We start from the raw sequence: 14,829 nt of genomic DNA, 5'->3' as shown, positions 1-14,829 counted from the left end.
GCAGCGCAATGCGCATCATCGTCCAAAAGGCCAAATGCCAGGGTCACGCGCGATGCGCGGCGCAAGCGCCGGACATCTTCAAGCTTGATGACGAGGGCTACATCCTGCCCGGTGACATTGAAGTTGCGGAAGGGGAGGAACTGCCTGCATCGCGGGGCGCGCGATCCTGTCCTGAACGTGCGCTGGAACTCACCCGCTGCGCGCTTTGAGGACTCATTCAACCGAGAGTCTGGCGGGCTTGAACCATGTGGCCGCACTCAGCACGCGACCTCTGTCCCGCACGGTTCACGTCCAACTCTGCAGGGGCATTTCCGGCGCCAGTGTTCCCCGTGAGGCGCAAACGGCAGGGCAGGGGTTCGCGAACACCTCTTCCAATCACAGAATTTGCGTCAGAGCCGACGGACCAGACGAGAATTGCCGAACTACTCGACGCGAGGCGACCCGGAGTGCCATACCGAAGAACTGCCCGACCCATGTTGCGGCAGGCCGGGTCTCTGCATGATTTGATAGGACGAAACCAGGAGAACGCACCATATTTGCCCAACATTATGCCCGGCTCAGCACCGGCCAATGGCCGCACATCGAGCTGGAGAGGAGGTTCGACCAGCATGTGCTTGCCTGTGTGCTTTCACGTGCGCTCGAGGAGATCGAGGCCGGCGAGGCGACGGCGACGGAGGCAACCGGACTTTCGCGCGCCGAGTTGCGCGATGTCCTGGTCCGCTGTTTCCCTGCTTTTCCTATCAACGCGTTTGCCTTGAAAGAGGTGAGCGAGCCCGAGCCGGATCTGGAAGAAGAACTTCTGCATGGACTGCTGCTGGCGCATGCCCGACATGGCGACCCGGCGAGCGCCCGCTTCGCCAAGATCATCGCCCGGCGTGCGATGCGCAATGACCACCTCTGGCAGGACCTTGGCCTTTTTAATCGAACCGACCTCGGCCGCCTGCTCGCCTCGCATTTTCCGACGCTGGCGGCCGGCAACACCCAAAACATGAAATGGAAAAAATACTTTTACCGAAAGCTCTGCGAGGCCGAAGGTTTTTCGCTGTGCAGCGCCCCCAGTTGCCGGGACTGCAATGATTTCGAAAGCTGCTTCGGCCCGGATGAAGGCGAAAGCCGCCTCACACGGACCAAGGACAACGCCTAGGATTGAGAGCCGCTTGCGTCAGTCGTACAGCGTCAGCGCTCGCGCCGCGCCATATGTCTGTTGTCAAATCTCGACGGACGCCATCGTTGAGACGGCCATTTCGGCAGCGATAGCCCTCTTTTCGGCCTCCTGGGCAAGATGACTGGCCGCGACCTGCGAATGGCCCCTGCGGCAAGCAAGGCGCCATAAATAACTGCGCCCAGCAGAACCAGTCGGCAAGAACGAACGGAACTGGCCACGTGGACGGGTATATCGAAGCGTCCATTGTTGACGTCAGCATTATACCTGGTAACGCCAGACTTCGACCGATTTTCAGCGGGCCGATAAGAAAGGCGCTCGAAGAGAAGGCGACTTTCGACCTGAACCGGAAATTGCAAAGCTGCAAGCCCAGTTGGAGCAGCAGTTGGCCCGGTTGAAGGATGCAGAAAAGTTGGCGATCAAGCTCAAGACTAATTCTGTTGGCCTCAAACGAATCAACGTCGCCGACGAAGCAATCGAGGTCGTAGCCGGTTTCACAGGACGGCGGACATTGGGGTCGGCAGTCTAGTCCCAGCCAAATAGGGCGCGCGCTTCTGCTACTGCGCAAACGCCTCTGGAGTCGATTTTATCAGCTCGTTGGCGTGATCTTCAGTTCCTTCGCCACAAAGCCCGGCGGAGAAGAGTATGCTGCGCCTATTCATTCGCCCAAGCCCGCTTGCCACGGCAGCTATCGTGGTCATTTTTACATCAGACGATCGTCTCGTGAGCAGTGGACCGCAGAGTTGCGAAGACGCAGTTGCCCTTTGCTTCTACTGTGCATAGAAGCCATTTGTGCGGGCAGAGGTACAAAATCTGGGTGCGGTGCTGTGGGAATAAAATTCGAAAAGCTAAATAAACTGCGAGAGTCACTGCTAGAGGCAAATCACGATTTCCGCGCCAGCACCCAATTGTTCAATAGCTTGGATGTCGCGAAAATTGATCGCGAAATGGATCTTGGAGATCGCGGAAAGCAGCGGGGCGAGGCGAACCAACCTCCGAAGGCGGCCAAGAATTTCGACGACGTTGAGCATGCAGTCATCGAGAGGGTCGAGGACGAAAAAAAGGCGGCACACCACACCCTCGAGGATAGCCTGCAGCTTCTCTCCGGACGTTTGGCGGGCCTCGACTTTGAAGAGCAATTTGGTCTGATCCGTCAGGCGAACGCCGCCAGTGTTTCTGATTTCAAGGCCTCGATCGCGGTAGGCCTGGACGAACTTCACGGATTGCGAAAATCGCTCAACGACGCGGAGAAGGAGCACGCCTGGTTCAAACAGAAGCACGGGCTTGTCCGCGCCGTTAGGATTCAGCACGGAGCAGCCTACGTTTTCCGAATTTCCTTGCTGATTTTCCTGTTTCTGATTGAAACGGCGATGAACGGAAATTTCCTTGCCAAGGGAAATGAACAGGGATTTTTTGGCGGACTCCTCGAAGCCGCCGCGTTCTCGTTTTTGAACATCGGCGCCGCTCTGCTTTTCGCAATATTCTGTGCACGCCTGGTGACTCACAGATCGTTTTTCGTGAAGGTGATCGGCGCGTTGTCGATAGTGGCATACATCGGCTTGGCATTGACCATAAACCTAGCGCTTGCACATTACCGCGAGGTCAGCGGGTCCTTTGTGAACGGAGCCGGTGTCGAGGTTGTGCGCAGCATGCTCGCCAATCCGGCCGGCCTTATGGATGTGAAATCCTGGCTTCTGTTCGGCATCGGTCTCATGTTTTCGATTTTTGCATTTATCGACGGCTGGTTCGTTCTCGACCCATACCCAGGCTATGCGGGTGTCGAAAACAGATTGGTCGCTCGCAGGGAAGACTACATCGAGCGCAAGAGCGAGCTCATCGAGGCTCTGCAAGAGGTGCGCGATGAGCACAACGAGAAGGTGGAGGACATCGTCAAGCGGCTGGGGAGCAGACGCAGGGAGCATCGGGCGATCATCGATCATCGGTCGAGGCTGCTGACGCTCTTTGTGCAGCATCAAGACCAGCTGGAGCGAGCCTGCAACCAGCTTCTCGCAAAGTACAGGGAGGCCAATATCCAGGCCCGCACAGAGCCAGCGCCAAAACATTTTGCCACGCCCTACAGACTCGAGCGCATAAAACCCCTGATATCGTCCGACGATGAATGGAGCGAGAAGGACCTGGGCGCCTCAATTCGTGACGCGCAGGAAGAACTCAACGCTCAGGTGCGGCTCATCGGGCTGGAATGCGAGCGGGGGATCGAACAGTACCGAGATCTCGACAAGCTTCATCCGGACAGCGTGAATGGCTAGGCGGGGCCGCAGAAGAAAGAATGGCAGTGGCGGCACCATTGTGGCAGCAGTTGGATTGGCCGTGCTGTCGGCTGCGATGCTGGCCGGTTTTGTTTGGATGTGGTCGAGATCCGGGAAGGACCAAATCGACGCCAGCACGAATTGCCCGTTGGCCGGTCCTGTAAGCCTGACGGCGGTCTTGATCGACGCCACCGACCCGATTTCGCCAATAACCATGGCCGATTTGAAGAATGAATTCCGTAAGACCATTGGGCGCGTCGAGCCCGGCGGCTATCTGAGGATATTGACGCTGGGCCCGACCCCCGGCGACCTGACTGTGATGTTTGATGGATGCAACCCGGGCGATGGCTCGACGGTCGACAGCTGGACGAACAATCCGTCCCGGCGGCAGAAGAAATGGGAAGATGCATTCGAGGATCCTCTGACGAAGCTTCCCGACCAGATTCCCAATGGAGAATCCGCTAGCCAATCTCCAATCATGGCCGGAATGCAAAAAATCAAACTGTCATTATTCGATAGCGGTTTGGCGAAAGAGAAGACCGCAAAGCGAATAATAGTCGTGTCGGATATGATTGAACATACGGCGCTGTACTCACAATATCGTTCGGGTCTCGATTACCAGAAGTACCTTGATAGTTCGGCCGACAGGACCTACGGGACATCGCTTGATGGCGTGGGGGTTACGATACTCTATGTCGATAGGGCGAAGAAGCCATTTGGCTCTTTCGGACATGCAGAGTTCTGGACCCGGTGGGTTCAAGCTCATCATGGCGAGTTTGAGAAGCTGGTAGGGTTGGAGGGGTTAAACTGATGGCCAAGAAGCGAGGGGAGTCCTTCTTGGGACATCCGAGCCTGCCCCTTGTCGTCTTTGCGACACTAACCCTGGGCGGCTGTGTGTTCATCGCAATAGCCAAGCTGTCGGGCGTAGACCCGATAATGGCGGCGAGCGCACCGGTATGCCTGATGCTCATCTATCTTGCCGCGTCCGTCTTCACCGGCAAGCTGCGGCTCCACGATGAGCAGACTGGCGACAATCTCTACTACATGGGTTTCCTGTTTACGTTGACGAGTCTCGGCGTATCGCTGTTTCAGTTTGGTTCCGAAGGATCCACCGACACAATCGTGAGGAACTTTGGTATCGCGGTGACGTCGACGATCACGGGCATTGCTCTGCGGATCTTTTACAATCAGATGCGCCGCGATCCTGCCGACATCGAACGGACGGCCAGGCACGAACTCGCCGATATGACGCGTCGTGTAAGAGCTGAGATGGAAAGTGTAACCAGGGAATTCGCTGACTTTCGCCGCGTCAGCAATCAGATGTTGGAGGAGGGTTTTGCCGAAATTGCCGTTCAAGCGGAGCGGAACGGAGAGCACATAAGATCGGCGCTGGATAAAATCGCGATGGAATCGATCAAACCGGTTCAAGAGGCCTCGGGAAAGCTCAGCAATGCTTTGAGCGATAATTTTGGGCAGATCGAAAGTCAGTTCTCGTCGATCGCACAGCGCGTCGAGGCGGCAGCCGATCTGCTCGACAAGGCCAACAGCTCAATGTCCTCTTCAGTTGGCAGACTGGGTGAACAGGCCGACAGCGTAGCCACCAAGTTAGAGAAGGTTGTCGTCCCTGATGAGGTCCTTAAGAACGATCTGGCGCCGATGGTGAAACTCCTTGGCAGCGCGGTCGCCCAATATGCTGTCAAAACAGAGACGGCTTCGCAGGAACAGCAAGCCCGCATGGCGGGCATCGTTGATGCTGTGGCTAAAGTGGCCGCAGGTGTGGAAAGGGCTGTGGCAGCCGCAGAGCAAACAGCGGAGAGTGTCCAAGCGCAACAGCGCTTGACCCAGGCGCTTGCTGCAGTGGTGCAAAAGCAAAGCAAGGACACCGGAGACCTTGTCGCAACCTTGGCAGGAAGAAGCCTCCACGCGCCGAGGCCTGTTCCCCCTCTCAACGCTCCTATCGCGATCGAACAGCCACTGGCAGATCTGGCCGCAAATGACACCGTCGAGAGCGCACCGATTAGGGTCGAGCCTGAGCCCCAACCAGACGCTTTCCAAACTCTGGGAAGCGAGCCTCCCGCCGAACGAACGGAACCGCCTAAGCGAACCAGTTGGTGGGGCAGGTGAGTGACGCTGGCGGAACTTCGGTCGCCTTCGAGCGCAAGGGTTACGGCCGCGGTTTGATACTGGGCCTGACCATGGCCGAGACGATGCTGCTTTTGGTGTTCTGCCTGCTGCTAGCAGCCGGTGCTATCATCACGAAAAAGCAGAAAGAGACCGATGAGGCGCTGCGAGCCGCTCAATCAAACAAGGAAAACGTGCAGAGGCTCGAAGCCGAAAACAAGCGGCTTCTGGCTCAGATAAAAGCGGTGTTTCAGCCCGCGAGCGGAGGAACCGTTCCCGACGAAGAATGGCGCGAGCTGGTCCTGGCCAAGGATGCTGTTAAGTCGGTCAAGGAAGCAGGTATTTCCCTGGAGGAGGTCGTGCGAAATGCCCCTGTCGCGAAGGTCCTTGCGGACAACGACATAAGCGTTGATCAGGCCAAGGCCATGATAGATGCGGCGAAGGTCTTGAAAGAATTTGGTTACATCGGCACCGACAAAGGGCTGCAGGATCTGGCTGATGTGCTCAAGAAGGCTGCAGAGCCGACGCAAGCAGCAAAACCTCACGATTGGCCGCCGATCATTAGTCTCAGCGAACTGGATGGCTATAATTTCGATACCGGAAGCGCAGAGCTTTCGGATCCGTTCAAAACAAAGTTGCGCGATCTTGCGAAGACAATCGCCGGCACTGCGACCTCTTACGGTGTCGACGTGATTGAGGTGATTGGACACACGGACGAACAGGCAATGGCGGGCGAATCCTCCAACATGGACAAAGGGCTCCAACCGGTTTTGTCAGGGAAAGTGGAAATCGGCTCACTCCATCCCGCCGACAATGCCGGCCTTGGTCTGGCGCGCGCGATTTCAGTCACGAGTGTGCTCAGTGACATGCCCGCATTAAAGGGGTTTACGATTTTGCCGATGTCAGGTGGTCAGCTCATCCTGCCCGGCGATCATCTCACCGACGGAGCGCAGATGGGCGATGTGCGGGCTCGAAGGCGCATCGAGATTAGGGTGAGGCAGCGATCAAAATTGGCGCCGGTTGGTGGCGCCAAGCCATGAATGGGGACGAGAGACTGGCGCCTTAGCCGGTACGGCAGTTGAGTTGGGGGATTGGGCTATGGGGTTTTACGTTCGAAAATCGATCAGTGCGGGACCATTCCGCTTTAACTTTTCGTCCGGCGGGGTTGGCGCTTCCGTTGGCGTGAAGGGCCTCCGCATCGGCACTGGGCCACGAGGTCACTACATCCACGCCGGCGTCGGTGGGCTCTACTATCGTGGCACTTTAGGCAAGGCTAGCGCCAAGAAGGTAGTACAGCTCTCTCAAACCCGATCTGCGCCGCAACCCCGTCCACAATCCTCGCCCCCGGAGTACGTCTCTGACGGCGTCGTAATGAGGGAAATCGAGTCCCGCGATGTGGTGGAGATGCGTGACGAGACATTTGCCAATGTACTCGATGAAATCAATGCTAGGCAATCGCAGACGCGGCTGTCCGTAGCACTCGCGGTTCTGTTCGGGATTGCAGGTTTCCTTGTGGGGACCAAGCTCGGAGGTGCCGCACCGGTGCTGGGCATCGGTGCCTTTGTGCCGGGTATGCTCATTGGCAAATGGTTTGACAGCTACCGCCGGGTAAGCGTGCTCTATTACGATTTGGAAAAAGACGCGGAGGCCGCCTACGGGCGACTTGTCGGCGCGTTCGAAACTCTCACCGGCTGCGGCGGGAGATGGCATGTCGCTGCCGGCGGCAAGATAGAGGATCTGACGGCTTGGAAGCGAAATGCCGGGGCCAGCATGCTGGTCGATAAAAAGCCCACGACACTTGAAAGCTCCTTGCCGAAGGTTGTGCGCAGCAACGTTACTCCGCCTTCAATCCATGTGGGTCGGCAGGTGCTCTTCTTCATGCCTGACCTAGTGCTGGTGAAGGACGGAAACCGATACGGCGCAGTCGGATATGCCGATCTGCAGACCCAATTCGCCCCGAGTAATTTTATCGAGACCGGCAAAGTTCCATCTGATGCGGAGATCGTGAGCTACACTTGGGCTCACCCAAACAAAAACGGCGGGCCCGACAAGCGTTTCAAAGACAATCGGCAGATCCCTGTCTGCCGCTACGAAGCGTTGCGGTTTTCTAGCCCGTCCGGACTTAACGAGCTGGTGGAATTTTCCAAGACAAACGTCAGCCAGCCCTTTTGCCAGGCTCTATCGGCACTCGCGCAATTGCATCGAAGCTCCGACCGCCAATCCATAACGCTGAACGCGCACTCAAGGGACTGATAGTGGCGATGGCTCAAAGCATGGCCAGGTCAGCAAACGCCTTCGCATGGAATCCCATCGCTATCTCGATCCAACTTGCTCCCCCATGAGCAGTTGGCGAGATACCAACGCGCTTCTTCGCAAGATGAAATCTGCCTGCAAAAGCGGCGAGGTTGGCATGAGTAGCTCTGTGCTACTTGGCGACGGCTGATGAGCCCAAGTGGGCTTTTGGTTGGGTTCGTAGCTTCCGAATGTTGTTCGCGCCAATCCCAAGGGTTGTCAAAAGTTCCAATCCAGATTCCGACCTTAGCGGTTTCAGCCTTAGTTTGCTGTTGCGCATAGGCCCCGTGGCTGTAGCGGGGCCAGTCCAAGGCTCGACCATGTTCAACCATCCAGGACGCGACGCTGACACCGTCCGCGCGACGGCAATCACCGACGAAGCGACGGTACCGATCCCATGAAACAAATGTGCATTGGACAGGCCGCGAAGCCGCAAGGAAATTCGCCAGTGCTTCGGCCGCCTGGCGCCCGCAGGGGTATTGATGTCCGCTCGCGTCATTGCAGTATTGGCGGCTTTCGGGTGCATCGATGCCGTTGAAGCGGACGCGCTGCCCGTGGATCTCTATCGTGTCTCCATCAACCACCGATGCTATGCCGACAATCGGCGCCGGTCTCGACCCGGTCGAGTTTGCTATATCCAGACCACGTAACTGGTCGCCCGGCCCTGTAAAATAGTGGGTGGCGTAAGCAGCCAAGGCCACCACGATCACTAGGATCAGAGGCAAGGGCACATCTGGAAAGAAACGTCTGCGGACGATTGGTTCCGCGCCGCGCCTTGGTCGCGCGCGGCGACGATGAGAATAGCGATTGTTATTCAATTTCCGATCCTTTGCGAAACGCAGGCTGCATGATTTCTAACGTGCCTCTGCACGCTTCGTAGGCGCCTTTTTCGCTGGCGCTGGTTTGCCTTGTAGTTCGGCGCTTTGAACACCATGGTGCCTTCGCAGATCAGCCCGAAGTCACGACTTTGTAGTTGCCCTTTTCGTGAACACGACCATCTTTCCGCGCTGGAGCCTACAAGTTTTCTCGGAATGCAATTAGGAGGGCCGATTGAAAAAGAAGTCGGCTTGTGCGCCAGTTGGTCGTGGCCGGCGAGGCAGATGCCAGAGCTGCCAACACCTCGTCCAGAGGTATGATGGCATTTTGTCCGAAAGGGAACCTCGAGATCAAGGTGGGGATGCGAAGTGTCCGGAACATTAAACAAACATCCGCAATTTTCCACTAAGCTGCGGTGCTCACAATACTAAAACGATTGAAGTGTTGGTGGCAGCCATTCGAAGTTGAAAAACGAGCATTTTATGTTGCGGACAGCCCTTGTGTAGGCTCTATGTGTCCAGCCTATCAGGGGGGTGTGAGTGTCGGAAGTTGAAAAATCGGTCTTCCAAAGCGATCTGCCTTTAAAGGAAAAGCTCGAGCGAGCCAGGATGGAATTGCTCGACCTTTCTGCTCGCAACCGACTTTTGAATGTGCCACGGTTTTCAAAGAGCGCGAAGACGATCGATATTGTCGACGAGAGGTCGTCTGAGATCTATCGATTGCTGGTGAGCGAAGGAAAGGCTTTTACCTTCCTGGCCGGCAAGCCGGATCGGCCGAAGGCAGGCCAGGTTGAAAGCAGCCCTCCAGACGAGGAAATCGACTATTCCCCCGTTGCTCTTGCTCAGCCTGAGGACGAAGGATTCGACGATAGAGGGGTATCTGCGCGACATTCTGACACCAAGCTTCAGACGAGGATGACCCCAACGGGGCTGCAGCGCCGGCTCCTTGATCTCTACCACGATGCCCGCACACTTGAGGAAGAGCAGGGCGTCAATATCCTCTTTCTGGCCCTTGGGATGCTGAAGTGGATTGACCCGAACAACAAAGAAAACATCCGTCAGGCTCCTCTCATTTTGGTGCCGGTACGGCTTGAGCGAGGGGCCGCTGGAGAAAAGTTTCGGCTGCGAGCTCGTCCGGAAGATCTTACCGCAAACCTCTCCTTGGAACTCTATCTCGACCGCATCCGCAAGCTCGCCCTGCCGCGTTTTGAAGTGGGAGACGACTTCGACGTCTCGGCCTATCTCGATGCCGTTGCCGAAGCAGTGTCGACGAAAGAGGGTTGGCAGGTGCTTGCCGATGATATGGTGCTCGGCTTCTTCTCGTTCGCTAAGTTCTTGATGTACCGTGACCTGGATCCGGATCTCTGGCCGGATGGCGCAAAGATTATCGAACAACCGAAGATCCGCTCGCTTCTTTCAGATGGTTTCGACGCACGCGAACCGCTGATGTCGGACGACAATGCGATTGATCCGCATATTGCGCCTGCCGAAATGTTGCATATCGTCGACAGTGACAGTTCTCAGACGCTGGCGATCCATGATGCAAGAAAAGGTCGCGACCTGGTTATCCAAGGTCCGCCTGGGACAGGAAAATCGCAGACGATCGCAAACATTATCGGGTCGGCCGTTGCCGACGGAAAGACCGTGCTGTTCGTGGCCGAAAAAATGGCTGCGCTGGAAGTCGTGAAGCGACGGCTTGATACTGCCGGAGTGGGGGACGCCTGCCTCGAGCTCCATAGTAACAAGGCGAACAAGCGCATGATGCTGGAGGAGCTGCGGCGCACCTGGCAACTCGGATCGCCTAGGGGACAGCTTCCTTCTTCCCTGACTGAGCGCTTGCTGGAGGCTCGCGATAAACTCAATGCACATGCTGCACGAATGCACGTTGCATTTGGAACGTCCGAACTCACTCCATACCAGGTTCTTGGCCAGCTAACCCGACTAAGGCAGAACGGGCAAAAACCAGTTGATATTGAACTTGAGGATGCCACCGCTTGGACGAATGACGGTGTCTCGCAACGTCGCAAACTTCTCGATGAGGTGTCTCAGCGGATCAACGAGATCGGCTTGCCGATCCACCACCCATGGCGGGGAGTTGGCCTGGATGTCGTTCTACCAACGACTATTGAGAGGCTCGTCCCACGCATTGCGTCGTCGCTGGATCAAGCAAAGGCTCTGCACGCCAAACTGGCCGATATTGCTGAGCGGATCGAGGCGAAGCCTCCGCAAATCCTCAGCGACAGCGGCGAGGTAGAAGATCGTGCTGAGCTTCTCGCGTCCGCACCTGGACTTCCTGCCGAGGCGCTAGTCTCGCCGGTTTGGGATGAGCGTCCAAAGGACATTGCATCGCTTCTCTGGACAGGAACGGATTTCAACCGCAAATCCGAGGAACTGTCGGAGCAGTTGGTGGCGACGGCTATCGACACGCCAATCGAAGGTCTCGAGACAGAGCTTGCTAAGCTTCCTTCAGACTTTCCGAAAGATGGTTTCGTTCGTGCGCGCCAGCTAACCGTGTTGCTCCCACGCTTACGGGAAGAAGCTGAGCGGCTAAATCAAGAACTGGGGTCTACGGTTTTACCGGACACGCTTGCAGGACTCCTCAGGCTAGTGATGACCGGCGAGAGAGTTGCGGCAGCCCCCGATGCGAGCCCTGAGGCATTCGCAGCCACAGTTTGGGACTCCGGGCTGGAACAGGCTGGTGACCTTGCCGACAGCGTAGCAACGCTAGAGACTGCTAGAGCCGAGCTTCAGGGCAAGGTTGTTGATGCCGCGTGGAGTACCAACGTGGCCGCGGCGCGGCAAGCGCTCGCCACGCACACGGGAATATTGAAAGCATTGAATGGCGACTACCGTCGCGCCACTGCACTTGTGCGGACTATTTTGGTAGCCCCTAGCGCGCCTGCGGCGGAGATAGTGGGTCTCCTCGACATTCTGATGAAGGGCCAGGCGGCCGCAGCAAAAGTGCGCGAAGGCGACGCCTTTGGCCGTTCCGCCTTCGGAGCCGATTGGCGCGGGGAGAGATCGTCTTCGGCACCACTCCAGGCCTTAGTGGAGTGGATGCGCACGCTGAGGGGACTTGGCTCGGAACCGCGAATTATAGCCGGGCGGATGGCGGAGCGCTCTGAAGCGGGCGCGCGTGCGGTCCGAGTTCGTAAGGTGATCGACATCGGTCAGCCGATTATCGAGGGGTTCTGGAACGATTTAGGCCACCTTGCGTCATCCATGCTAGGTGACGTGGCTTCCGCCGAGCGGGCCTCGCTGCAACTGATGGAAGCGAAGGCAAGCACTGTAGCTCAAGCCGATGACGCGTCACGACAGGTTCTGACTGACGTTCCAGATCTGATCAGTGAGCGGGTGGAGATACTGCGCCGACTAGGCAGACTACAAGCGCTTGCTCAAGAGATCGACGACGGAGAAAGCCTTGGCAAGTTCGCATTCGGCTCGTCGTGGCTCGGTCGAGGATCCGATTGGGCCGCTCTCGCGCAAGCCGAACTTTGGCTGAGAGAAAATGGCTCAATCCGGCATTTGGCTGCGCGGTTGCCTGAAAGAAAAGAGATCGCAAACTTGGCGCGTTCAGCGCGTGAAGCGGCCCAAGCGGCAGCGCGGGAATTGAAGGCGCTTGCAGGGGATTTGAAAGCCGATGCTCCCTCCTTGTTTGGAGTAGACGATTTTCCAGACGTCGCGATAGTCGAGGTTGTTTCTCGACTGGAGGGGTGGCTCGATCATCAGGAACAGCTCTCGAAATGGGTTGCCTATGAAGAGCGATCCGAAACGGCCCGAAAGGCTGGACTGGGACAGTTGATAGACGGCCTAGCCGACGGCCAGATTACAACAGGATCGGCGCGATCAGTCTTCGATATGGCCTACTACGAACGAATGTTTCTAGCGATGGCGACCGATGAGCCGGAGCTGGCAAGGTTCGACGGGGAACTGCATTCCAGGGCTGTACGTGACTTCGCGGATCTGGACCGACAGAGGATCAAGGCCGGTGCCATTGAAGTTGTGACGGCTCATCACCGAAAAATTCCTTCAAGAGACGGCGGAGCTGGACCAGTCGGACTGCTTCGTTCTGAGATGGCGCGCAGACGGGGCCACATGCCTATCCGGCAGTTGATGCAGAAGGCAGGGCCTGCCATCCAGGCACTCAAGCCAGTGTTCATGATGAGCCCGCTTTCGGTGGCCCAATTCCTGTCGCCCGGCAGGATGTCCTTCGATCTGCTTGTGATGGACGAGGCGTCTCAGATACAGCCTGTGGACGCGCTTGGCTCGATCGCCAGGGCCAATCAGGTGGTCGTTGTTGGCGACGAACGCCAACTGCCACCCACGACATTCTTCGCGAAGATGACAGGCTCGCAGTCTGAAGATGACGAGGGTGAGGGCGCGCAGGTCGCCGACATCGAAAGCATCCTCGGCCTGTTCACGGCCCGCGGCTTGCCGCAGCGTATGCTCCGCTGGCACTACCGTAGCCGTCACCAATCTCTGATCGCCGTATCGAACAGCCAGTTCTACGAGAACCGGCTTTTCATCGTGCCAAGCCCCTATACCCAAGAGGCAGGCATGGGGTTGCGGTTTCATCATGTGCCGGAGGGGGTCTTCGATTCCGGTGGCACAGGAACCAATCCGGTAGAGGCGAGAGCAGTAGCCGAAGCGATCATCCGTCATGCGAAGGTGAACCCGCAAGAGACTCTAGGCGTTGCAACATTTTCGGTTAGCCAACGCCGCGCGATCCAGGATGAACTCGAAGCGCTGCGGCGACTAAATCCCGATACGGAGGAGTTCTTTCACGCGCATCCCAGCGAGCCATTCTTTGTCAAGAACCTTGAGAATGTTCAAGGCGATGAGCGCGACGTGATCATGATCTCGGTGGGGTATGCCAAGAATGCGCAGGGATACATGGCCATGCGTTTCGGCCCTCTTGGTGCGGAAGGCGGCGAGCGTCGGCTCAACGTCCTCATAAGCCGAGCCAAGCGCAGCTGCGAAGTATTCGCGTCCATCACAGACGAAGACATCGACCTGGAGCGTGGCAAAGGGAAAGGCATCTTCGCCTTCAAGCTCTTCTTGCACTACGCGAGAACAGGGCGAATTTCGCTTGCCCAGGCCACGGTTCGCGAAATGGATTCGATCTTTGAAGAACAGGTAGCCAACGCGCTGATCGAAAAAGGTTATCAGGTTCATGCTCAGGTGGGCATTGCCGGTTTCTTCATCGACCTCGCGGTTGCGGATCCAGAGAGGCCAGGCCGGTATATACTCGGCATCGAATGCGATGGTGCAGAATATCATTCGTCGCGCTCGGCCAGAGATCGAGACCGGCTACGGCAATCCGTCCTTGAGGATCATGGTTGGATTATTCATCGGATCTGGAGCGCTGACTGGTTCCAACGACCTCATGAGCAGCTGGAGCGAACCATACTAGCGATTGAGGCTGCCAGAAAGGAACTCGATGAGCGGGCCGAATTGGGGGTTCAGAGAAATCGTGCTGTAGCCGTTCAGGTTGTTATGGTCGACCGGGGCAACGTGACGGAAATCGGTCTCGAGAGCACAAACGGATCCGAGACTCCCAATCGAGCCTACGAAGAGACTCAGCTAAGGCGACCGGGATCGTTCGAACTCCACGAGACGCCCAGCGGAATCATGGCCGGGCTGGTCGAGCAGGTCGTGGCTACAGAAACACCAATCCATGTCGACGAAATAGTTTCGCGTATTCGGGACGCGTGGGGTCTGCAGCGGGCCGGTGGCAGGATTCAGGATGCAATCGAGCGAGGTGTAGGCATAGCACAGAGAGGTGGTGCAGTAGCCCGTCGAGGCAACTTCTGCTTCAAGCCGGGTGCTCCTGTTCGTCTTAGAGATCGCAGTGCGGTCGTGTCCCCTGGATTGCGTAAGCCCGAAATGATTGCGCAGGACGAGGTCGCCCAAGGCGCTATGGAAGTCGTGAAATCCAATCTCGGTGCGACAGAGGAAGAAATTGCCACAGGCGTTGCGAGGATGCTGGGCTTCAAAGCCACAAGCGCACAATTGAAGCAGCTAATTTCGGCCGCGGTCGCCGATTCAGTTGCCAAGGGATTGTTACGGTCCCAAGACGGCTTGTTGGTGGTCGGCGACTCCACGAGCGAGAAATTAGCCGAAGTGTAATGGGGCGTTGCAGCGACCTCGCTGCAATTTCAGTCGAGCTCAG

Annotated in this window: 9 protein-coding genes and 1 pseudogene; 9 read left to right on the top strand and 1 reads right to left on the bottom strand. The window is 57.1% G+C overall.

Translation table 11 applies throughout. From position 1 onward, the window contains the following. Positions 1-8: 8 nt before the first annotated feature. The 8 genes and pseudogenes from NKJ08_RS08705 to NKJ08_RS08670 all read left to right on the top strand — a co-directional run bounded on the left by NKJ08_RS08705 (position 9) and on the right by NKJ08_RS08670 (position 7,803). A complete protein-coding gene (locus NKJ08_RS08705; RefSeq protein ID WP_352491466.1) occupies positions 9-209 on the top strand; it encodes a ferredoxin in 201 nt (66 codons plus the stop codon). Between the two features lie 323 nt (positions 210-532). Then, positions 533-1,144, top strand: coding sequence for a nitrogen fixation protein NifQ (locus tag NKJ08_RS08700; RefSeq protein ID WP_352491520.1), 612 nt, complete (start codon positions 533-535; stop codon positions 1,142-1,144). Positions 1,145-1,995: 851 nt separating this feature from the next. After that, positions 1,996-3,429, top strand: coding sequence for a hypothetical protein (locus NKJ08_RS08695; protein WP_352516062.1), 1,434 nt, complete (start codon positions 1,996-1,998; stop codon positions 3,427-3,429). Beyond that, complete coding sequence (locus NKJ08_RS08690) at positions 3,422-4,240, top strand: hypothetical protein (RefSeq protein WP_352516049.1); 819 nt, start codon at positions 3,422-3,424, stop codon at positions 4,238-4,240. The genes NKJ08_RS08695 and NKJ08_RS08690 overlap by 8 nt, the downstream gene beginning before the upstream one ends. Next, the gene (locus NKJ08_RS08685; protein WP_352516048.1) at positions 4,240-5,553 is read left to right on the top strand and encodes a methyl-accepting chemotaxis protein; all 1,314 of its coding nucleotides are present in this window, start codon (positions 4,240-4,242) and stop codon (positions 5,551-5,553) included. The genes NKJ08_RS08690 and NKJ08_RS08685 overlap by 1 nt, the downstream gene beginning before the upstream one ends. Beyond that, complete coding sequence (locus NKJ08_RS08680; RefSeq protein ID WP_352491463.1) at positions 5,550-6,590, top strand: OmpA family protein; 1,041 nt, start codon at positions 5,550-5,552, stop codon at positions 6,588-6,590. The genes NKJ08_RS08685 and NKJ08_RS08680 overlap by 4 nt, the downstream gene beginning before the upstream one ends. Before the next feature lie 58 nt (positions 6,591-6,648). Beyond that, positions 6,649-6,795 (top strand): annotated as a pseudogene (locus tag NKJ08_RS08675) (DUF4236 domain-containing protein); the annotation flags it as partial. 126 nt (positions 6,796-6,921) lie between these two features. Then, on the top strand, positions 6,922-7,803 hold the full coding sequence (locus tag NKJ08_RS08670; protein ID WP_352491527.1) for a hypothetical protein: 882 nt from the start codon (positions 6,922-6,924) through the stop codon (positions 7,801-7,803). Positions 7,804-7,832: 29 nt separating this feature from the next. Here the strand turns inward: NKJ08_RS08670 and NKJ08_RS08665 are convergent, their stop codons facing one another. Continuing rightward, a complete protein-coding gene (locus tag NKJ08_RS08665; protein ID WP_352516047.1) occupies positions 7,833-8,660 on the bottom strand; it encodes a thermonuclease family protein in 828 nt (275 codons plus the stop codon). 537 nt (positions 8,661-9,197) lie between these two features. Between NKJ08_RS08665 and NKJ08_RS08660 the strand changes: the two genes are divergently transcribed. Continuing rightward, positions 9,198-14,786: a DUF3320 domain-containing protein gene (locus NKJ08_RS08660; protein ID WP_352781652.1), complete on the top strand. Its 5,589-nt coding sequence runs from the start codon at positions 9,198-9,200 to the stop codon at positions 14,784-14,786. Positions 14,787-14,829 lie beyond the last annotated feature (43 nt).

It is taken from the genome of Mesorhizobium sp. M0244, assembly GCF_040321795.1.
GTDB lineage: Bacteria > Pseudomonadota > Alphaproteobacteria > Rhizobiales > Rhizobiaceae > Mesorhizobium.
The sequence above is the reverse complement of the archived record's forward strand: the minus strand, read 5'-3'. Positions and strand labels throughout refer to the sequence as shown.